Origin of the sequence: Rhodococcus sp. NPDC060086 (assembly GCF_042730275.1) — a bacterium.
Taxonomy (GTDB): domain Bacteria; phylum Actinomycetota; class Actinomycetes; order Mycobacteriales; family Mycobacteriaceae; genus Rhodococcus.
The window spans coordinates 86,520-105,908 of the sequence record NZ_JBHWWZ010000004.1 but is presented as its reverse complement, the minus strand read 5'-3'; the positions used below and the strand labels follow the sequence as shown (position 1 = coordinate 105,908).

General features: G+C 66.3%; 19 protein-coding genes and 1 pseudogene. 17 read left to right on the top strand and 3 right to left on the bottom strand.

Annotated features, from left to right (window positions below):
- The first annotated feature begins 161 nt into the window (after positions 1 to 161).
- The 4 genes from ACFWB0_RS04495 (at position 162) to ACFWB0_RS04480 (ending at position 3,751) form a co-directional block, all read left to right on the top strand.
- Positions 162 to 1,271, top strand: a complete 1,110-nt coding sequence (locus ACFWB0_RS04495; RefSeq protein WP_378489227.1) for an NAD(P)-binding domain-containing protein — start codon at positions 162 to 164, stop codon at positions 1,269 to 1,271.
- Positions 1,268 to 2,362 (top strand): S1C family serine protease, encoded by a 1,095-nt coding sequence (locus ACFWB0_RS04490; RefSeq protein WP_378489226.1) that lies wholly within the window; start codon positions 1,268 to 1,270, stop codon positions 2,360 to 2,362. The genes ACFWB0_RS04495 and ACFWB0_RS04490 overlap by 4 nt, the downstream gene beginning before the upstream one ends.
- Before the next feature lie 143 nt (positions 2,363 to 2,505).
- Positions 2,506 to 3,102: a hypothetical protein gene (locus tag ACFWB0_RS04485; RefSeq protein ID WP_378489225.1), complete on the top strand. Its 597-nt coding sequence runs from the start codon at positions 2,506 to 2,508 to the stop codon at positions 3,100 to 3,102.
- Between the two features lie 4 nt (positions 3,103 to 3,106).
- The gene (locus tag ACFWB0_RS04480) at positions 3,107 to 3,751 is read left to right on the top strand and encodes an RES family NAD+ phosphorylase (protein ID WP_378489224.1); all 645 of its coding nucleotides are present in this window, start codon (positions 3,107 to 3,109) and stop codon (positions 3,749 to 3,751) included.
- A 59-nt stretch (positions 3,752 to 3,810) separates the two neighbouring features.
- Here the strand turns inward: ACFWB0_RS04480 and ACFWB0_RS04475 are convergent, their stop codons facing one another.
- Positions 3,811 to 4,320 (bottom strand): pyridoxamine 5'-phosphate oxidase family protein, encoded by a 510-nt coding sequence (locus tag ACFWB0_RS04475; protein WP_378489223.1) that lies wholly within the window; start codon positions 4,318 to 4,320, stop codon positions 3,811 to 3,813.
- A 55-nt stretch (positions 4,321 to 4,375) separates the two neighbouring features.
- Here ACFWB0_RS04475 and ACFWB0_RS04470 point away from each other — a divergent pair, with 55 nt between their 5' ends.
- Together ACFWB0_RS04470 and ACFWB0_RS04465 are read left to right on the top strand one after the other, a co-directional pair.
- On the top strand, positions 4,376 to 6,013 hold the full coding sequence (locus ACFWB0_RS04470; protein WP_378489222.1) for an ABC-F family ATP-binding cassette domain-containing protein: 1,638 nt from the start codon (positions 4,376 to 4,378) through the stop codon (positions 6,011 to 6,013).
- The gene (locus ACFWB0_RS04465; protein WP_378489221.1) at positions 6,014 to 6,388 is read left to right on the top strand and encodes an RNA-binding S4 domain-containing protein; all 375 of its coding nucleotides are present in this window, start codon (positions 6,014 to 6,016) and stop codon (positions 6,386 to 6,388) included.
- Positions 6,389 to 6,508: 120 nt separating this feature from the next.
- On the opposite strand, the gene ACFWB0_RS04460 is transcribed toward ACFWB0_RS04465, so the two are convergent.
- Positions 6,509 to 7,174 carry a TetR/AcrR family transcriptional regulator gene (locus ACFWB0_RS04460; protein WP_378489220.1) on the bottom strand — a complete coding sequence of 222 codons (666 nt, stop codon included), beginning with the start codon at positions 7,172 to 7,174 and terminating at the stop codon, positions 6,509 to 6,511.
- A gap of 153 nt (positions 7,175 to 7,327) precedes the next feature.
- Between ACFWB0_RS04460 and ACFWB0_RS04455 the strand changes: the two genes are divergently transcribed.
- From ACFWB0_RS04455 to ACFWB0_RS04405, 11 genes and pseudogenes are all read left to right on the top strand, one after another.
- Positions 7,328 to 8,962 (top strand): bifunctional 3-(3-hydroxy-phenyl)propionate/3-hydroxycinnamic acid hydroxylase, encoded by a 1,635-nt coding sequence (locus ACFWB0_RS04455; protein WP_378489219.1) that lies wholly within the window; start codon positions 7,328 to 7,330, stop codon positions 8,960 to 8,962.
- A gap of 14 nt (positions 8,963 to 8,976) precedes the next feature.
- Positions 8,977 to 10,041: pseudogene (locus tag ACFWB0_RS04450) on the top strand (maleylacetate reductase).
- A gap of 32 nt (positions 10,042 to 10,073) precedes the next feature.
- On the top strand, positions 10,074 to 10,979 hold the full coding sequence (locus ACFWB0_RS04445; RefSeq protein ID WP_378489218.1) for a dioxygenase: 906 nt from the start codon (positions 10,074 to 10,076) through the stop codon (positions 10,977 to 10,979).
- Between the two features lie 73 nt (positions 10,980 to 11,052).
- Positions 11,053 to 12,501 (top strand): Hsp70 family protein, encoded by a 1,449-nt coding sequence (locus ACFWB0_RS04440; RefSeq protein WP_378489217.1) that lies wholly within the window; start codon positions 11,053 to 11,055, stop codon positions 12,499 to 12,501.
- Between the two features lie 84 nt (positions 12,502 to 12,585).
- Positions 12,586 to 13,275 carry a FadR/GntR family transcriptional regulator gene (locus ACFWB0_RS04435; RefSeq protein WP_378489216.1) on the top strand — a complete coding sequence of 230 codons (690 nt, stop codon included), beginning with the start codon at positions 12,586 to 12,588 and terminating at the stop codon, positions 13,273 to 13,275.
- A gap of 11 nt (positions 13,276 to 13,286) precedes the next feature.
- Positions 13,287 to 14,081 carry an ABC transporter ATP-binding protein gene (locus tag ACFWB0_RS04430; protein ID WP_378489308.1) on the top strand — a complete coding sequence of 265 codons (795 nt, stop codon included), beginning with the start codon at positions 13,287 to 13,289 and terminating at the stop codon, positions 14,079 to 14,081.
- A 71-nt stretch (positions 14,082 to 14,152) separates the two neighbouring features.
- Positions 14,153 to 14,425 (top strand): helix-turn-helix transcriptional regulator, encoded by a 273-nt coding sequence (locus ACFWB0_RS04425; RefSeq protein ID WP_054806144.1) that lies wholly within the window; start codon positions 14,153 to 14,155, stop codon positions 14,423 to 14,425.
- A gap of 1 nt (position 14,426) precedes the next feature.
- A complete protein-coding gene (locus ACFWB0_RS04420) occupies positions 14,427 to 14,963 on the top strand; it encodes a hypothetical protein (protein WP_378489215.1) in 537 nt (178 codons plus the stop codon).
- Positions 14,960 to 15,850, top strand: coding sequence for an ABC transporter ATP-binding protein (locus tag ACFWB0_RS04415; protein ID WP_378489214.1), 891 nt, complete (start codon positions 14,960 to 14,962; stop codon positions 15,848 to 15,850). The genes ACFWB0_RS04420 and ACFWB0_RS04415 overlap by 4 nt, the downstream gene beginning before the upstream one ends.
- Positions 15,847 to 17,040, top strand: a complete 1,194-nt coding sequence (locus tag ACFWB0_RS04410) for an ABC transporter permease (protein ID WP_378489213.1) — start codon at positions 15,847 to 15,849, stop codon at positions 17,038 to 17,040. Before ACFWB0_RS04415 ends, ACFWB0_RS04410 begins: the two co-directional genes overlap by 4 nt.
- Before the next feature lie 35 nt (positions 17,041 to 17,075).
- A complete protein-coding gene (locus tag ACFWB0_RS04405; protein WP_378489212.1) occupies positions 17,076 to 18,581 on the top strand; it encodes a carboxyl transferase domain-containing protein in 1,506 nt (501 codons plus the stop codon).
- A gap of 10 nt (positions 18,582 to 18,591) precedes the next feature.
- Here ACFWB0_RS04405 and ACFWB0_RS04400 read toward each other — a convergent pair whose 3' ends face one another.
- Positions 18,592 to 19,260 (bottom strand): GPP34 family phosphoprotein, encoded by a 669-nt coding sequence (locus ACFWB0_RS04400; protein WP_378489211.1) that lies wholly within the window; start codon positions 19,258 to 19,260, stop codon positions 18,592 to 18,594.
- Between the last annotated feature and the right edge of the window lie 129 nt (positions 19,261 to 19,389).

Genomic DNA, 19,389 nt, shown 5'->3' with positions numbered 1-19,389 from the left:
CGATACCTTTAAGATATTAAAGTGATATCACATTACTGGGCCGGAGCACCATCACGAATCCGGCGTACCGGACGTCGACCCGGCTCCCTGCACCGTTGCCGCACACGCCCCCGCTTTGCGAGGCATCATTGAATACACGAGAGTCGACGGGGAGGGGTTCGATGAGGCCCGAGGGCACCGCGGCCGATACGAAGGCCGTCGACGTCGTCGTGATCGGCGCCGGGCAGGCGGGGCTCTCCTCCGCGTACTACCTGCGCCGATTCGGTGTTCCCCCGGAAACCGGTTTCGTCGTCCTGGACCGCTCCTACGGACCCGGCGGAGCATGGCAGCACCGATGGCCGTCACTGACGTTGAGCACCGTCAACGGCATCCACGATCTTCCCGGGTCCGCATTCGAGGACATCGCCGGATCCGGGTCGGGTCTCGCCCCCGCGTCCACAGCGGTGCCCGAGTACTACGCGGACTACGAGAAGCGGTTCGAACTCCCGATCCACCGCCCGGTCCAGGCCACGGTGGTCTGCGACCGCGGCGACCACCTGCGCGTCGAAACCGACTCCGGGATATTCACCGCCAGAGGCATCATCAACGCCACCGGAACCTGGGAACACCCCTTCGTCCCCTGGTATCCCGGAGCGACTCGCTTCCGCGGGAGGCAGTTGCATACCAAGGACTACCGCTCCGCCGACGAGTTCGTCGGCAGACACGTACTGGTCGTCGGCGGCGGCATCTCGGCGGTGCAACTGCTCGACGAGATCTCCCGTGTCACGAGAACCTCCTGGACCACGCGACGCGAACCCGCGTGGCGCGACGAGGACTTTACTCCCGAGATCGGCAGGGCTGCAGTGGCATTCGTCGAGAACAGAGTACGACGCGGCCTACCGCCCGGCTCCGTCGTCTCCGTCACCGGACTACCCGTCACCCCGGCGATCCGAGCCGCCCGCGAGCGCGGCGTTCTCGAGCGGCAGCCGATATTCTCCGAGATCACCGAGACCGGCGTGCAATGGCCCGACGGATCACAACTCGACGTCGATGTCATCCTGTGGTGCACGGGCTTCCGCAGTTCCCTCGACCACCTCGCACCATTGAACCTGCGCAACGCGGGCGGCGGGATCACACTGACCGGCCGGCTCGCAACCCGGGTCGAAGGTGATCCTCGAATCCATCTGGTGGGGTACGGTCCGTCGGCGTCCACCATCGGCGCCAACCGCGCAGGGCGCGCGGCGGCACGCGAACTCGTCGACCATCTGGAGGCGGAGGCCCACGCGACGTGACCGGACGCGGCGGGTCGGTGCTGCTGGTGGCGCTCGCTGCCACCGCGAGTCTCCTGGTGAGCGCACCCGCCGTCGTCGAGGTCGAGACACCCCCGCCTGCACCCGTCGCGGCGCCCGCACCACCGCTACCCCTGCCGTCCCTGTCGTTCGACGAACTCGTCTCCCGCACCGAGTCGGTGGTGGTCAACATCGACGCGCACCGCGGGTGGAGCGGGGTTGCCGGCACAGGAATCGTCCTCACCCCCGACGGCGTGACACTGACGAATCATCACGTCGTGAGCGGCGCCACCGAGATCACCGCAGTCAGTCCAGCAACCGGACTGATCTACGACGTCGCCGTCACCGGCTACGACCGCACCCGCGACATCGCGGTCCTGCAACTCGGCGCGGCACACGATCTGCCGGTCGCCGCCCTGGCCGAGGCGCCACCGGAGGTCGGATCCCCCGTCACCGCATTCGGCAATGCCGACGGCGGCGGTGTGGTCGTCGCGGCACCGGGCACGGTCGTCGCGCACGACCGTAACGTCGTGGTGCGCGACTCGACCGACGGTTCGCGCCACCGGCTCACCGGCATGCTCCAGACCGACGCGGCGATCCGGCCCGGCGATTCGGGTGGACCCCTCGTCGACGCATTCGGTGTGGTGGTCGGAGTCAATACCGCGGGTTCGGTCTACCGCGACGAAACAGAAATCATCGGGATCGAAACCGGCGATTCACCCGAGGCGTACGCCGTACCCATCAGCGAAGCACTCGACGTGCTCGAACAAGTGCGCAGCGGGGTCGGTTCCGACACCGTCCACGTGGGCCCCACCCCGCACCTCGGTGTCAGCGTCACCACCGCCCGCTCCGACGGCGGCGACCGGGGCGCCGAGATCCTGTGGGTGTCGTACGACTCCCCCGCCTACCATGCGGGGATCGAAACAGGCTCTGTGATCGTCGATTTCAACGGTACGCCGGTCTCCTCGACCGCCGACCTCGAGGACGCACTCGGCCGGCTTCGCCCGGGCGATCAAGTACGTGTCGAGTGGATCGACGAGACAGGGGCATCGCACTCCACCGACCTGACGCTCGAGACCGGCCCCGTCCGCTGACCCTCGATCGAGTGCGCAGTTGTCGTCGCATTCTTCGAGAAGGAGCGACGACAACTGCGCACTCGATGCGGAACTATCTGCCACCCTGCGACAGAAACGACAAGAGGTACGATGTTGTTACTGTCGCACCACAGGAGGCCGACATGAGCATCGATCACGATCTCGACGCAGAACTGCGCGCCCTGCCCGATGGCGCGTTTTTCACCCTTCTTGCCCGCGAAGTCGACCGTCGCGAGTCGATGAGCTCGGTCCGCGACGCCCTGCTCTCACTTGTCGCCTCAGGGCCCACCCTCAGCGCCTCCATCGCTTCGGCTGTCCCCACGCACACAGTGACAGAGGCCGTCACGCGGGCCCGGATCGAAACGTCTGCCCGGCAACAGATCTTCGAGCACCCCCATCTCGAGGCGAACGATATCGCCGAGGTCCTGCAGTCCCGTGACAAAAACCGGCGCAGCCCGGCCAGCCGGCTACGCGAACGCGGCGACATCGTCGGATACGAGATCGGCGGACGCTTCCTCCACCCGAGTTTCCAGTTCGACGCCGCCACGGCGAAGGTCCGGCCCATCGTCTCCGAAGTCAATCAGCTTCTCGACGCCAAGCACGACCCATGGGGGGTGAGCTCCTGGTGGCTCAGCCCATCAGGATGGCTCGAGGACGGGCAATCGCCTGCTGATCTCGCTACGGCCGGCGGTCACGAAGATCGGATCCGCGCCATCGCCCACGACCTGCTGGCGGACTGACCCGGTGCCCGCAGCACCACCGCCACCCGGCCTGACCGGAAAGCCCGTCCTGGTGCCCCTCCGGGCAGGCACCGAACTGTGGCGGATCCACCACGAAAAATACGCTGCCAATGCGATGAATCCGACTCCGCAGCCCGCAATTCCCGGCGGCGCCCGATTCGACAGCCTTACCGGCGACTACGCCTACACCTACCTCGGCGATTCGCCCGAGGCGGCCGTCGCAGAAACCCTGTGCCGGAACCTGGCGGTAACCGCACGGCCTCGGTTGATTCCTCGCGCCCAGGTCTCAGGCCGCGTACTGAGCCGACTCACCGTCACCACCGACATCACCGTGATCGCCCTGCACGGCCCGCACCTGTCCGCCGTCGGGCAGGACACCTGGCTCACCAAATGTGATCCCTCCGACTACGTGCAGACCCGATCCTGGGCACGCGCACTGCTGACCGCGGCGCCCTCGGCCGCTGGACTGACGTATCGATGCCGTCACAACGAAGACCGCTTCGCCTGGATGCTCACCACCGACCCCGCCTACCCCCGCCACCCGACCCTCGACAGCAACGACTCAGTCCCGCTCCACAGCCCGGCCGGCCTGGTGCTCGTCGAACGAATGCTCGCGCACTACAACGCGGCGCTGGCCTCTACGGCCTGATCAACTCCCGCCCAGTAACAGCACCACCACACATGGGGCAGGCCAGGAGCCTGATCCATCTAGCGGAACCTGTGGGCGGTCTGCCCGTGCAGTTTCTTCGCGAACGCGAGCACTTTGCGTGGCTCGACACGGAACACCCACGCGAACTCGTCGGCAATGCCGAAGCCCTCGTCGCCGACCTCGAAGCGCCACGCCTCGCCGTACTTGTCGAAGTAGGCGGCAGCGATCGCGGTGAGCGTGTCGTGGTCGGTGACGCGGGCGGCTTCACCTTCGAGGACCACGTCGACGCCGGAATCCCACTCGTTGCGTCCGGTGGTGACGGCGATCCTGGGGTCTCGTACGAGGTTGAGCGCCTTCTGCTCGCCCGGGCCGACCGCCAGGTGGAAGGCGCAGTCGTGCCAGACGCCCACAAGGGGTGCAACATGCGGTCGGCCGGAGGTGTGGGTGGTGCTCACCCAGTACAACGGTGCAGATGCGAACAGTTCCTCGGTCTCGGGCCACGGCGTGGGTTCGGCGCCCGGTTCGCCGTATCGAGAGTCGATGGTGGTGGTGACAGTGGGTGTGGTCATACCGGTACCGACCCGCGCCGGACGGCGAACTCATCGCGACGGCGATAATCATGGGGTGAGCGCAACCCTACGTATCAGCGACCTGTCGGCCTCCCGCGGCGAACGCACCCTGTTCGACGGGCTGGACCTCACGGTCGCACCCGGCGACGTGATCGGCCTGGTGGGCGCCAACGGCGCCGGAAAGTCGACCCTGCTCACGACCCTCGCAGGTACAGGAAGCGCCGATGTCACCGGCACCGTCACATTGAGCCCTCCCGACGCGACGATCGGCTATCTCGCGCAGGAACCCGAGCGTGTGCCCGGCGAAACGATCCTCGGCTTCCTGGGGCGCCGCACCGGCGTCGCCGACGCCGAACACACCATGAACGCGGCAGCCGAAGCTCTGGGTGTCTCCGAGGTCGACGACTACACCCCCGCACTCGAACGGTGGCTTGCGCTCGGCGGCGCCGATCTCGCCGAACGGGCAGAGAAGGTTGTCGCCGATCTCGGCCTCGACGTGGGTCTCGACGCGCCGATGGACGGTCTGTCGGGCGGGCAGGCCGCCCGCGCCGGCCTCGCGGCCCTGTTGCTGTCGCGCTACGACGTGCTGCTGCTCGACGAACCGACGAACGATCTGGATCTGGCCGGGCTCGAACAGCTCGAACAGTTCGTCTCCGAGACCCGCATCGCACTGATGGTCATCAGTCACGACCGAGAGTTCCTGGCGCGAACGGTGACGGGAATCGTCGAACTCGACCCTGTACAGCAACAGATCTCGGTGTACGACGGGGGTTACGAGGCGTACCTCGTCGAGCGTGACGTCGCGCGACGTCACGCCCGCGAACAGTACGAGGAGTACTCCGATACGAAATCGACGCTCGAGGATCGCGCGCAGATGCAACGCAACTGGCTCGAACACGGCGTCCGCAATGCGCGACGCAAATCCAAGGACAACGACAAGGCCGGACGCAAGGTCCGCGCCGAATCCACCGAGAAGCAGGCCGCGAAGGCGCGACAGACCCAACGGCGGATCGAACGCCTCGACGTGGTCGAGGAGCCACGCAAGGAGTGGGAACTGCGCATGTCGATCGCTGCGGCACCGCGCAGCGGCACGATGGTCGCGTCGCTCGACGGCGCGGTCGTCACTCGCGGCGATTTCACACTCGGCCCCGTCACCACACAGGTCGAGTGGGGAGACCGGATCATCCTCACCGGACCGAACGGTGCCGGGAAGACGACTCTGCTCCGCATGCTCCTCGGCACTCTCACACCGGATTCGGGGCGTGCCACCCTCGGTTCCGGAGTGCTCATCGGCGAAATCGACCAGGCGCGAGCACTTTTCGAGGGAGACGAGCCGCTCGTCGAGGCGTTCGGACAGCAAATTCCCGACTGGCCCGACGCCGAGGTACGGACGCTGCTCGCCAAGTTCGCTCTCAAGGGGCACCACGTCCTCCGGCCGGCGGCATCGCTGTCGCCGGGGGAACGCACCCGCGCGGGTCTCGCGCTGCTGCAGGCGCGCGGGGTGAACCTACTGGTGCTCGACGAGCCCACCAACCACCTCGACCTGCCTGCGATCGAACAGCTCGAGCAGGCCATCGAGAGTTTCGACGGAACTCTGCTGTTGGTGACGCACGACCGTCGCATGCTGGAGACCACGCGCAGCACGCGCAGGTGGATGCTCGATGACGGACGACTGAGCGAGGAGTTGCTGTAGATGAGCGGAAGTGTCCGGGTGGACAGCTGGACGTGGTCGGTGCGCTTGTTCAAGACCCGTTCGGCTGCGGCGAGTGCATGCCGGGGCGGGCACGTGCGGGTCGACGGGGTCACCGCGAAGCCGTCGACGCCGGTCACGATCGGCGCCGAAGTGCGGGTCCGCGTACACGGAGTGGAGAAGATCGTCGAGGTCGCGCAGCTCGTGAACAAGCGGGTGGGCGCACCGGTCGCGGCGACGACGTACATCGATCACAGCCCTCCCCCGCCTCCGAAGGAGGTCTTGGCTTCCATTCCGCGCCGCGATCGTGGTGCGGGGCGGCCGACCAAGAAGGAGCGGCGCGAGCTGGACCGTCTCCACGGCTTCAACGAGGACTAGAACTTTTTGTGTGACCTATGGTCAGCGCGGCGCGCGTGCTGGGTGAGCGCATCGGCGCCGGTGGCATTCGCAAGGACCTCGATGCGGAGGCGTTGCTCGACTGCATGGTCGGGACCCACGTTATCGAGTGCTCGGCACGTCCGAGAGCTCAGGTAATGGCCGTGCGGCGATGTCCCGCGCCTCACCGGGGGTGACGCCGACCATACAGAGCATCGCCTGAGCGAATACCTCGTCGATGCCATCTTGTACCGGCGCGGAGATCACGTAGTGCAGGGTCGACAGCAAGGCACCGAAGACGCACGCCGTGGTCATATCCACATCGGCAATGGTGAAGCGTCCGGCGTCCACACCTTGACGCAGGTCACGCGCAGCCCGGGGTCCGAGGATGTCGATGAGCTTGGGGTGAGCGACACCGAGTCGCACCACGAACCATCCCCATAAGGGGTCGCTGATCGCATGACGCACGAGGTGACGCAACGACGAGGAAAAGATCTCGGCAGCATCGTCCATCCCGGCTGTCATCAAATCCATTCTGGCACCGAGTGATTCGATCGACGCCTCGGCCACAGCCTCGACGATCTCGTCTCGGGACTGGAAGTAGTTGTAGAACGTACCCACCCCGAGGTCGGCGGCTTCGGTGATGTCCGACAGACCCACAGCATCCACGCCGCGTTCTGCGACGAGGGTCCGGGCCGCATCGATCAGACGTGCTCGAGTCTTCTCGCGCCGACGCTGGTGACGCGACGTCGATGCGGGCGTCGCGGAGCTGTTCGTCGTTGCGGGCACGTCGCAAACGTTACGTGATCGCGCCGACTGCCGAGCTCGCACGGAAGTGGCGCATGACGCATCTTTCATAACTGAGGCATTGCTCAATATTGAGTCCTGTGTCATTATCGGATCGTCACTATGACCCAGATCACCCACAGAAGGAAGCTCGCGATGACGGACACACGGACGTCCCACCCCGGGGCAGACCTCGCGTACGACGCCGACGTAGCAGTGGTCGGCTGCGGCCCCGTCGGCACGCTGCTGGCAGTGCTGCTCGGCCAACGCGGTCACCGCGTGACGATCGTCGACAAATGGCCCGCACCGTACGAACAGCCCCGCGCGGTCACCTACGACCACGAAATCGCCCGCATCCTCTCGATTCTGGGCATCGACTCGGACAACGACCCGGCGGTCGAGTACCACGACGACCTCTATCACTGGCGCAACGCCGAGGGAGAAACCCTCCTCGAAGTCGACTGGAAGTCGATCGCACCATCCGGCTGGCGCACGCGGTACTGGTTCTCCCAGCCCGAACTCGAGAAGCGACTGCGCGACGTCGCCGCGACCTTGCCCAGCGTGACGATGCGACGCAGCTGGTTCGCTACCGATCTCGAGCAGGACGACGAGGGGATCACGCTGACCGGGCAGCTCACCGGCACAGACGGCACTCAGGTTTCCGAGGTGATCAGAGCTCGATACGTCGTCGGGGCGGACGGCGCCAACAGCTTCGTCCGCACGGCGCTCGGCCTCGAGTTCGCCGACCACGGGTTCTTCTTCGACTGGCTGATCCTCGACATGATCATGCCGGACACTTCCGGTCTCGATCTCGGCCCGACGCACTGGCAGCTGTGCGACCCGGCCCGGCCGACGACGATCGTCCCGGGCGGCCCCGGCCGCCGCCGCTGGGAGTACATGGTGCTGCCCGGGGAGGACCCCGTCGAACTTGCCTCCGAGCAGTCCGCGTGGCACCTGCTCGAGCCGTGGGGCGTCACTCCCGACAACGCCGAACTCGAACGTTCAGCGGTCTACCGATTCCAGGCACGGTGGGCGGAGAACTGGCGCAACGGCCGCGGACTGATCGCAGGCGATGCCGCACATCTGATGCCGCCGTTCGCCGGCGAGGGCATGTGCGCCGGCCTTCGGGATTCGGTGGCCCTGGCATGGCGTCTGGATCTCGTGCTGTCGGGCAAGTCCGGCGACGACGTACTCGATTCTTACGGCACCGAACGCAAGGGACACGTCCAGCACTACATCGACTTCTCCATGCGCCTGGGCAAAATCATCTGCATCGCCGACGCCGACGAGGCGACCGCCCGGGACCAGCAGATGATCACCGAACTGGCCGCCTCCGACGGCACCCCGGTCGACACCGACATGGCCTCGCTGGGCCCGGGACTGTGGCTCGCCGGCAACGCACACGCCGGGGAACTCTCCGTCCAGGGCATCGTGGAGGCGAACGGACGACGGGGCCGCTTCGACGAGGTCGCGGGCCGAGGCTGGACCGTGATCGGCCGCGGTGCATTCCCGGCCGAGGTGCTCACCGACGAACAAAGCCGAGCGTGGGAGGACCTGGACGGACGCTGTGTCCGGATCGGGTCAGCGGGTACGAACTGCGATGTGGTCGACGTGGACGGCACCTACGAGAAGTGGCTCGACGAGATCGGCGCCGACTTCGTGATCGTGCGCCCAGATTTCTACGTCGCGGCCACCGCCTGCGATGCGGCAACACTGCGGGCCTCGCTCGACACCATTGTCGACGGGCTGCACCTGACCACCCTCGACCGCACGCCGGTCGCAGCCCGATGAAAGGAGCCACTCCCGTGAGTCCGACTTTCGATCACGTCACCCTCGGCCAACGTGTTCTGTTCGGATCGGGGCGCGCCGCCGACAACCTCGCAGCGGAGGTGACCCGGCTCGGCGCGTGACGCATCATGGTCATCGCCTCACCGTCCGAAGTCCCTGTGGCCCAAGAAGTCACGAAACACATCGATGGGACCCTCTTCCACGACGACGTCGCCCCGCACGTGCCGATCGCCAAGGCCGAATCGGCCCGCGCGGCGGCGGCGGAGCACTCGATCGACCTGCTGGTGTGTGTCGGCGGAGGCTCGACCACCGGGCTGGCCAAAGCCGTTGCGCTGACAACGGGGTTGCCGATCGTCGCGGTACCCACCACATACGCCGGCTCCGAGGCCACCAATGTGTGGGGCCTGACCGAGGCTGCCCGCAAGACGACCGGCGTCGACGACCGGGTGCTGCCCGTCACGGTGATCTACGACGCGCACCTGACGCTGTCACTGCCGGTGGAACTGTCGGTCGCGTCCGGCCTCAACGGTATGGCCCACTGCATCGACTCGATGTGGGCGCCGCGCACCGACCCGATCAACCGTGCTTTGGCCGCCGAGGGCATCCGGGCGCTCGCCGAGGGGCTGCCCGCGATCAAGAACGATCCGCAGAACCTGAGAGGACGCGAACAGACTCTGTACGGCGCATACCTGTCCGCGGTCGCTTTCGCTTCGGCCGGATCCGGTCTGCATCACAAGATCTGCCACGTCCTCGGCGGCGCCTACGACCTGCCCCACGCCCAAACCCATGCCACGGTCCTGCCCTACGTGCTCGCGTTCAACGCCCCCGCCGCGCCCGAGGCGGAACACAGGATCGCCGGCGCATTCGGTACCGACACCGCCGTCGCGGGACTGGACGCTCTGCGGGTCGCGCTCGACGCCCCCCGAGCCTTGAAGAACTACGGACTCGACGAGGCCTGGATTCCTGAGGCCGTGGAGCTGATTCTGCCCTTCGTTCCCGACTCGAACCCTCGTCCGGTGACCGCCGCCGATCTCGAAGCGCTCCTGCGCGCGGCCCACGCAGGCGAAACCCCTGTGCTGTAAAGGAACACCGTGCTGTGAAAGGAACACCGAAAATGACCACCCACACCGAAACACCGATCAGCCCAGAACAGCAAGCCCTCGAGGACGAACTCGTCGCCACCGTAGTCTCCTCGTTCGACGCCGCCGACAATCCGCGTCTGAAACACGTCATGCAATCGCTGACCCGGCACCTGCACGCGTTCATCCGCGACGTGCGCCTGACGGAAGAAGAATGGAGCAAGGCAATCGAGTTCCTCACCGCCGTCGGGGAGATCACCGACGACAAACGCCAAGAATTCGTCCTGCTCTCCGACGTGCTCGGCGCATCCATGCAGACCATCGCCGTCAACAACCAGGCCCACAAGGGCGCCACCGACGCGACGGTCTTCGGCCCGTTCTTCGTCGACGACGCCCCCGAGATCCCGCTCGGCGGCGACATTGCCGGCGGCGCAACGGGACAGCCGTGCTGGATCGAAGGCACCGTCACCGATACCGACGGCAACCCCGTGGCCGACGCCCGCATCGAAGTATGGGAGTGCGACGAAGACGGGTACTACGACGTGCAATACACCGACGAACGAATTGCCGGCCGCGCGCACCTGTTCACCGACGACAAGGGGCAATACCGATTCTGGGGCCTGACACCGGTGCCCTACCCCATCCCGCACGACGGACCGGTCGGCAAGATGCTCGCGGCCGTAGGACGCTCCCCTGTCCGCGCGGCACACCTCCACTTCATGGTCACCGCCGACGATCTGCGCACCCTGGTCACCCACATCTTCGTCGACGGTGATCCACAGATCGAGATCGGCGACAGCGTCTTCGGCGTCAAGGACTCACTGATCAAGCAGTTCGACGCGCAGTCGCCCGGCACCCCCACTCCGGACGGCCGCAGCCTCAGCGACCGCAGCTGGGCACGGGCGCGTTTCGACATCGTGCTCGCACCCGCCGGAGTCTGACGAAGCGCACGGCGCCCGATAGCCGTCCCCGCTTCATGCGCGCGACCGTAACCGGACCGTTACAGTTGTCGTCATGACTTCAGTTCTCGGCGTATCCGTCGGTGCCAGCGCTGTGCGCTTCGCGTGCCGTGAAGCCGAGAGCCTCGACAGCCCGGTATTCCGATCACGCTCGGTGACCACGACCCTGGAACGGCCGGAAGAACTGGTCGCCGACTCCATCGAAACGTTACTCGCCGATACCCGCGAAATCGGCGAGGTGCAGGCCATCGGCGTCGCATATCGGAACGAGACGCAGGCCGACGTCGTCCACGCCGCGATGGCACGGCTGGAGATCAGTAACGTCCAACTGGTTCCCGAAGTGACGGCGGCCCTGCAGATGCTGGAGACGTCCGGAGAGCTCGGTGACACCGAGACGCTCGTGTTCTACGACCTCGGCAGCTCCGGCCTCACCGTGACGGTCGTCGATCGAACCACCTCGATAGTGCTCAGTACTGCTCGTTCGGACCAGATCAGTGGCGACCTCGTCGACCGGCTGATCTTCGACCACCAACTCGAACTGCACCGCTTCACGCAGCCCGCCGACGCGGCAGCGCAGCGCGCTCTCGCCGCGAGGTGCCGCGATGCGAAGGAGCAGCTGTCCACCAACGGCGCGGTATGTCTGCCAGGCGAGGGCGGTCTGCTGCTGCTCTCACAGGACAGTTTCGATTCGCTCATCGACGACCCCGTGGAGACGTCGGCCCGCCTCGCTCGTGAGGTCATCCGAAGCTCGGGACGCAGCCCCGACGCCGCGGTCCTGATCGGCGGCGGTGCACACATTCCGCTGGTCGCGTCCGTGATGGAATCGTGGCTCGACGTTCCGGTGATCGTGCCCGCACATCCCGAGCTGGTTGCCGCGGAGGGTGCGGCGCTGCTCGCTGGTCCGGGAACCGGCGAGGTCGCTGCCGCGGTGGTATCGCCGGCGGAGATACCGTCAACGGACAACACGCGCGAGTCCACCGACACCCTCGACGGCCCCGGGACGTCCGCACCGACACACAACGCCGCGGCCGACGGGCAGCGGAAACAAAAGACCTTCGTACTGGCCGGCGGTGCCATCGCGGTGGTCGCTGCGGTCGGACTCGGCGTCGTCCTACTGCAGGGCTCGGAAGGCGACGCACCGCCCGTCGTCACGCAGCAGAACACGCAGGCACCGGCGGCGCGGGAAATAGCGCCGCCGCAGCCCACCCTCACCACAGAAGTGGTCTCACCTCCGGCAGTCGCCCCGCTGCCGGTCGACGAAGTGCCGACGATCCCCGCGCAGACCGAGGCGGCCACCACGTATCCGCCGCAGACACAGAGTCCGGCACAGGCGCCTGTCGTCCCCCAGCCGCAGAGTGTTACGCCGGCCGACTCGTCGGCACCGCCGCCGCCGTCGCCGGAACCTGCCCCGCTCATTCCCGGTCTGCCACAGATCCAGCTGCCCACGCTTCCTCCGCCCCCGCCGCTCCCCCTGCCCGAGTTGCCCCGGATCCCCGGGCTCTGAGCTCACCTACCGTCGAAAGCTCGAGCAACGACGCGTCGGACCGCAAGTCCTCAGACCTCTGATGTCTTCGTTACACTCGTCGGCGTGACTGCACGACACACGCTGCGAAACGGACCACTCGTTCCGCAGCTCGAGACACTCCTCACCGAGTTCATCCGGGCCGAGAGGTGGACAGTCGGAACCCGCATCCCGAGCGAAGCGGAACTGGCCGCCGAGCTGGGCGTCGGGCGGTCGTCGGTGCGCGAAGCCGTACGGTTGCTGGCCCGCGACGGTCTCCTCGATGTCCGGCACGGAGTCGGAACATTCGTCGCCCGGACTGTCGCGAGCAACACGGGACTCGACCGACTCCTGAGTCGTGCTCGACTGCTCGAAGTGTATGAAGTCCGACGCGCCCTCGAGATCGAGGCGGCACGACTCGCCGCCGAACGGGCCCGACCACAGGACCTCGACCGCCTGCGCGCACATCTGGTGCGCAGACATGAAAGCCGTGCAGAACCCAGCTCCGTGTTCGTCGCCACGGATCTCGATTTCCACGCCGCAATCCTCGACATCGCAGGCAACACGATTCTGTCCGCGCTGTTCGAATCGATCCGGCCCCAACTACTCGACGCGCTCACCGATCTCGTCGACAACGTGCCCGGCCGACCCGACACCCACTGCGCCCACGACGACCTCGTCCGTGCACTCGAATCCGGAGATGCGGATGCTGCCGTCGCAGCAACGGCAGCAAATCTCGATCCCGTCCTGCGCATACTCCGGAAAGGTGACAGCTAGTGGAGAAGTCCATTCCCGTCGTGAGTGTCGAGTCGGTCGACCTGGTTCGTGACGGCAGGTTCCTCCTCCGAGATGTCACGCTGCAGGTTCGGCGCGGCGAACACTGGGTGTTACTGGGCGCCAACGGTGCCGGTAAGAGCACATTGCTCTCGCTGCTGGGAGCGATGGCGCATCCCACGGCAGGCACCGTCCACGTCCTCGGGCACCGGCTGGGACGGGTCGACATGCGGGAACTGCGCACACACATCGGTCACGTCAACCCGCGACACCTGGTCCGAGCCCCTTTGACCGTCAGGGATGTCGTTCTCACCGGCCTGACCAACACGCCCGAGTTCCTCCCCCGGTGGGCACCGACAGGCGCGCACATCGCGCGCGCCGAGGAGCTCGTCCACGCGCTAGGGATGGGATCTCGCTTGAATCTGCTGTGGCCGAACCTGTCCCAGGGAGAGCGGGGCCGAGCGCTTATCGCCCGTGCCCTCATGCCCGAGCCCGAGCTGCTACTGCTCGACGAACCGGCCACAGGCCTCGATCTGGCTGCACGCGAACAACTTCTGACCTCGCTCGACGAGCTTCGCGCCCGGGACCCGCACCGCTCCAGCATCCTCGTGACTCATCACCTCGAGGAAATTCCCACTACGACCACTCATGCTGTTCTCGTGAGGGAAGGTCTGATCGTTGCGCAGGGGCCGGTATCCGATGTCCTCACCACCTCCAACATCAGTCACTGCTTCGATCACTCCATCACCATCTCGAAGAGCCACGGACGCTGGGTGGCGCAGACTCGGATGCCCGAAACCGTAAGCTGATCGAACGCACCAGCCAACCAGACTGCATGCTTCTATTGACAAATCGTTGTGTTTTCACAACACTTTGTTCCATGAGTCCGGTACGCCGTGGGGAAACGCTCCCCATCTACAACCGCATCCGCGTCCTGCGCGCGGAACGTGGCATGAGCCGCGCGCAACTGGCCGAGCTCATCGACGTGAACCCGCAAACCGTGGGCGCGCTCGAACGCGGCAACCACTACCCGAGCCTCGACCTCGCATTCCGTATCTGCGACGTATTTTCGCTGCCCGTGGAGGCCGTCTTCTCCCGCACCGAGTTCACCCCCTTGTCGACCGAGCTCTACAAGCCCCGGAAGGAGGCCTGACATGCCCACGCAGTCCATGCTCGATCGCTACGAGGCCCGCCGCACCCGACGGTTCCTCAAGAACGAGGAACTGACTGCCCATTGGCTGCCCGGCTGGCGCACGCAACACCGTCGCCGCATCCTCGCGGCCACCGTCACCGCATTGATCGCCGTCATGTTCGTCGTTGCGATCACGTCGTACTTCACGATGTTTGCCGCGATCGCCTGGCTTCCGGTCACCTTGACGTTCCTACCGACCTGGACGTGCTTGCAGGTCGTGTCCGGACGCCAGTCCGACGCGCCACGCCACGCCCTCGACGAACGCGAGATCGCCGAACGCAACAGCGCCCGGTCCATCGGCCTGTCCGTCGCCCAGACTCTGCTACTGATACCGATTTTCGCCCTCATATTCGGTTCGACGATCGATTCTCTCGACCACCAATCACTTGCGTACTCGGCGGGCGGATTCGCGCTCGCATCGATACTGCTCAGCGGATGCCTACCCGCCGTCCTGCTCGCCTGGAACCGCCCCGACGACGACCCGGAGGACCAGCCATGACCCTGACAATCGACAATCTTTCGAAACGCTACGGCAGCACAGTCGCTCTCGACGGGGCAAGTTTCGACGTCCGCCCGGGCGAACTGTTCGGTTTCGTCGGCAGCAACGGCGCAGGCAAGACCACCACGATGCGCATCATCCTCGGTGTCCTCGCCGCCGACTCCGGCGAGGTCCGGCTCGACGGCAACCCCGTCGACCTCGACGTGCGCCGCACCATCGGCTACATGCCGGAAGAACGCGGTTTGTACCCGAAAATGAAGGTGGGGAAGCAACTTTCCTACTTGGCGCAACTTCACGGACTGTCGAAGTCGGAGGCATCCGACGCGGTGCAGCGGTGGACCGAGCGCCTGGGAATCTCCGAACGACTCGGCGACACGGTCGATTCACTCTCGCTCGGCAATCAGCAACGCGTCCAGCTCGCCGCCGCGCTCGTACACGACCCGAAGGTTCTCGTCCTCGACGAGCCGTTCTCCGGGCTCGACCCCGTCGCCGTGGATGTCATGAGTGAGGTTCTGGTCGAGAAGGCGAACGAGGGTGTACCCGTGATCTTCTCGAGCCACCAGCTCGATCTGGTGCAACGTCTGTGCCATCGTGTGGGCATCATTTCCAAGGGTCGGATGCGCGCCGTGGGAACCGTCGACGAACTGCGCTCCGGCGGAGAATCCCGGCTCGTGGTGCACGCCCCCCAAGCTCCGACCGGATGGGCCGACGGGCTCCCGGGTGTCACGACCGTCGAGCACACCGGCGAGCGAACCGTCCTGGCGGTCCTGCCCGGTGTCGACGACCAGCAGATCCTGAAGACCGCGCTGGAAACCGGTCCCGTTCATGAGTTCTCACTGCACCAGCCGTCCCTGACCGACCTGTTCCGAGAGGTGGTTGCCGCATGAGCGCCCCATTGACCACGCCGCGTGCCATCGCGCTCGTCGCCGGCCGTGAATTCCAGACCCAGGTCCAGAAGAAGAGTTTCCTGATCAGCAACGGGATCATCCTGGTCGCGATCGTCGTCGGCATCGTCGCGATGTCGATATTCGGCGGCGGCGACGAGGATCGCACTACCGTGGGCGTCGTCGGAGGGTCGAGTCTGAGTGCTACCCTCGGCGCCCTCGGCGAGGCGACGGGGAGCCCCCTGGATATCTCCGAACTTCCCGACGCCGACACGGGCCGAGCACAGGTCACCGAGGGCGAACTCGAGGTCGCCCTGGTTCCCGGCGACAACGGCAGTGTCGTCGTCCTCACCGAATCCGACATCGACACCACCCTGAAGACGCTGATCGATACCGCGGTCGCGCAGGAGGCGCAGGCTGCCGCACTGACCGACCAGGGTATCGATCCGGCCGACATCGCGGCCGCAACCGCTGCAGCGACCGTCACGGTCGAAGCCATCGATCCACCCGACGCCGAACAGGGCGAACGCATGATCCTGGCGATCATCGCCGTCATCCTGCTCTACATGCAGATCCTGATGTTCGGCATGTACGTCGCGATGGGCGTCGTCGAGGAGAAGTCGTCGCGCGTGGTCGAGCTGCTGCTGTCGACGCTGCGCCCACTGCAGCTGCTGTGGGGCAAGATCTTCGGCATCGGCGCTGTCGGCCTGCTCCAGCTCACGGCCTACGGAGCCGTCGGCGTCGGCGCCGCCTTGGCCACCGACACCCTCACCATCACCGGGACCGCGATCAGCGTGTTCGCCAGCACGCTCGGCTGGTTCGTCCTCGGATTCGCGTTCTTCGCGGTGCTCTACGCCGCGGCCGGATCGATGGTGTCGCGTCAGGAAGACGTCAACGCCACCTCCGGACCGCTGATGTTCATCATTCTCGCGATGTTCTTCGCGGCGTTCTCGTCGATCGACAACCCCGAGGCCACGTGGAGCACGGTGCTCAGCTGGATCCCGCCGTTCTCGGCGATCCTCATGCCGCTGCGGATCGCAGCGGGTGTCGCGTCGCCGTTCCAGATCGTGGGAACGATCGTGCTGATGATCCTCGTCACCGCTGCCCTCGCCATGGTGGCCGCGAAGATCTACCAGCGCTCGATCCTGCGCATCGGTCGTACTGTGACCTGGAAGGAAGCGCTCGGCCGGTAAGCACCATCGAGTGACCCGACGGACAAGGAGGCCACGTGACTCGCACCAGAATCTCGGCACAGCAGTTCATCGATGCGGTGCTCGATGAGGGCAGTTTCGTCTCGTGGGACGAAACACCGATCGACGTCCACCCCGACGACTCGTACCGCGCCGAGCTCGAACGTGCCGCTGAGAAGTCCGGGGTCGACGAGTCGGTACTCACCGGCGTCGGCACCGTCCACGGACGCCCGGTCGCGCTGATCGCCTGCGAATTCGCCTTCCTCGCCGGATCGATCGGTGTCGCGGCATCCGAACGCATCGTCTCGGCGATCGAGCGCGCCACCGCGGAAGGACTCCCCCTACTCGCGTCCCCCACGTCGGGCGGCACGAGAATGCAGGAAGGCACGCTCGCCTTCGTGCAGATGGTGAAGATCGCCGCGGCCGTTGCAGCACACAAGGCGGCGCACCTGGGCTATCTCGTGTATCTGCGCAATCCCACGACGGGCGGGGTGTTCGCGTCGTGGGGGTCGCTCGGGCACGTGACCGCAGCGGAACCGGGTGCACTGGTCGGATTCCTCGGGCCGCGGGTCTACAAGGCCCTGTACCAGGAGGATTTCCCCGAGGGAGTGCAGACGGCCGAGAACCTCCATCGCCGGGGCGTGATCGACGGAGTGATCCCACTCGGGGGCATGCGGCAGGTGGTGCACCGGCTGTTGAGGGTTCTCGTCGAACCGGATCGCCCTGACACGTCCGCAGAGACCGCACTCACCGAGGTCGACGAGGTACCCGACATTCCGGCCTGGCAGTCGGTGATGCTCACCCGTCGATCCGAGCGCCCCGGGATCCGTCAGCTCCTGCGACACGCGGCGTCGGCGCAGGTACCGCTCTCCGGCACCGGCGAGGGCGAAACCGACTCCGCCGTAATGTTGTCGCTCGCACGATTCCGCGGTGTGTCGTGTGTGCTGTTCGGTCAGGATCGCAGTGGTCAGTCGGCGGCGGAACCCATGGGCCCGGGAGCGTTGAGGGAGGCGCGGCGCGCGATGCGGCTCGCCGACGAACTGCAACTTCCGCTCGTCCTCGTCATCGACACACTCGGTGCTGCCCTGTCGAAGGAGGCCGAAGAACGTGGTCTCGCACCCGAGATCGCCCGCTGCCTTGCCGATTTGGTGACGCTTCCGACGCCGACGGTGTCGGTGTTGCTCGGCCAGGGCACGGGCGGCGGCGCGCTCGCGCTGTTGCCCGCCGACCGGGTGCTGTGTGCGCAACACGGCTGGCTCGCGCCACTGCCCCCGGAGGGCGCCAGCGCGATCGTGCACCGCGACACCACTCATGCCCCGCAGATGGCTGCGGCGCAGGGAATCCGGTCCCGGGATCTGCTGCGCGACGGAATCGTCGACGGGGTCATACCCGAATACCACGATGCCGCAGACGATCCGATCGGGTTCCTCAAACGCGTGGGCGCTGCGGTCGCGCGCGAATTGTCCTCCCTCACGGATGAGTCCGCCGACGATCGCTACCGCCGACGGATCGCCCGCTTCCGCAATCTGGGACTACCCACCTGACCGCGGTCACTCAGCTGCTCGCCACCACCGCGGGTACGGTGACGGCCACGATGATCGCGGTGTTCACCGCATCGACCGCCTGACAAACCGCCTTACCCGCCCACTCTCCTTCTGATATTTCCTTGGCGCGCTCCGTAATCCGCTTCTTGTCCACATCCGGGAAGATCTTCGGTGCCAGCTTCGTGGCCGACAGCAACGAGATCAGCGATGCCGTATGCGGCGACGGCGTCACCCCGTCGACCAGTACGGAATACAGCTCGCTGCGCACCTGCCGTTCATGACTCTCGTCGACGGCAGGCCACCGCCGCGTCGGGAACAGACCGAGGACCTTGCCGCGTTCCTCGCGCACCCACCCGTTCGCCACGACACGCTCGAGCACGACGTCACGCAGGTTCTTGCTCAGCTTCTCGATGGCCGCGGCCGGCTTCATCGGCTTGCGCGCTCCGAGGAGCGCCACCGCGTCGGCCAGCACCGGGTCGGCGGGAGCGGCACCACCGACGACGACCCTGCCCTTCTTGCCCTGCATCCCCTCTTCATCGAGGAGAACGACCTTGTCGAGCACCAGCTCGAGGAGCACCGCGCCCGCGAGCACACGGGGCAAGGTGATGCTGTCGACGATCGACTTGCCGGATTCGTCGTCGAGCGCGAGAAGCAGCAGATCTTCCGCAAGCAAAGACATGGTCACACGGTACGTCCGTTCATCGACCGATCGGTACCACCGGGCGCAGATGCGCGCCATCCGGCCACTGCCCGCGCACCGGGTCGAATAGGGTGGTCGCGATCACGTCGATGTCGAGGAAGGACACGA

What these genes read in the sequence shown, in the direction of transcription:
- ACFWB0_RS04495 (WP_378489227.1), top strand. Translation starts at nt 162, where the DNA reads ATGAGGCCCGAGGGCACCGCGGCCGATACGAAGGCCGTCGACGTCGTC.
- ACFWB0_RS04485 (WP_378489225.1), top strand. Translation starts at nt 2,506, where the DNA reads ATGAGCATCGATCACGATCTCGACGCAGAACTGCGCGCCCTGCCCGAT.
- ACFWB0_RS04475 (WP_378489223.1), bottom strand. Translation starts at nt 4,320, where the DNA reads ATGACCACACCCACTGTCACCACCACCATCGACTCTCGATACGGCGAA.
- ACFWB0_RS04465 (WP_378489221.1), top strand. Translation starts at nt 6,014, where the DNA reads ATGAGCGGAAGTGTCCGGGTGGACAGCTGGACGTGGTCGGTGCGCTTG.
- ACFWB0_RS04455 (WP_378489219.1), top strand. Translation starts at nt 7,328, where the DNA reads ATGACGGACACACGGACGTCCCACCCCGGGGCAGACCTCGCGTACGAC.
- ACFWB0_RS04445 (WP_378489218.1), top strand. Translation starts at nt 10,074, where the DNA reads ATGACCACCCACACCGAAACACCGATCAGCCCAGAACAGCAAGCCCTC.
- ACFWB0_RS04440 (WP_378489217.1), top strand. Translation starts at nt 11,053, where the DNA reads ATGACTTCAGTTCTCGGCGTATCCGTCGGTGCCAGCGCTGTGCGCTTC.
- ACFWB0_RS04425 (WP_054806144.1), top strand. Translation starts at nt 14,153, where the DNA reads ATGAGTCCGGTACGCCGTGGGGAAACGCTCCCCATCTACAACCGCATC.
- ACFWB0_RS04420 (WP_378489215.1), top strand. Translation starts at nt 14,427, where the DNA reads ATGCCCACGCAGTCCATGCTCGATCGCTACGAGGCCCGCCGCACCCGA.
- ACFWB0_RS04415 (WP_378489214.1), top strand. Translation starts at nt 14,960, where the DNA reads ATGACCCTGACAATCGACAATCTTTCGAAACGCTACGGCAGCACAGTC.
- ACFWB0_RS04410 (WP_378489213.1), top strand. Translation starts at nt 15,847, where the DNA reads ATGAGCGCCCCATTGACCACGCCGCGTGCCATCGCGCTCGTCGCCGGC.
- ACFWB0_RS04400 (WP_378489211.1), bottom strand. Translation starts at nt 19,260, where the DNA reads ATGTCTTTGCTTGCGGAAGATCTGCTGCTTCTCGCGCTCGACGACGAA.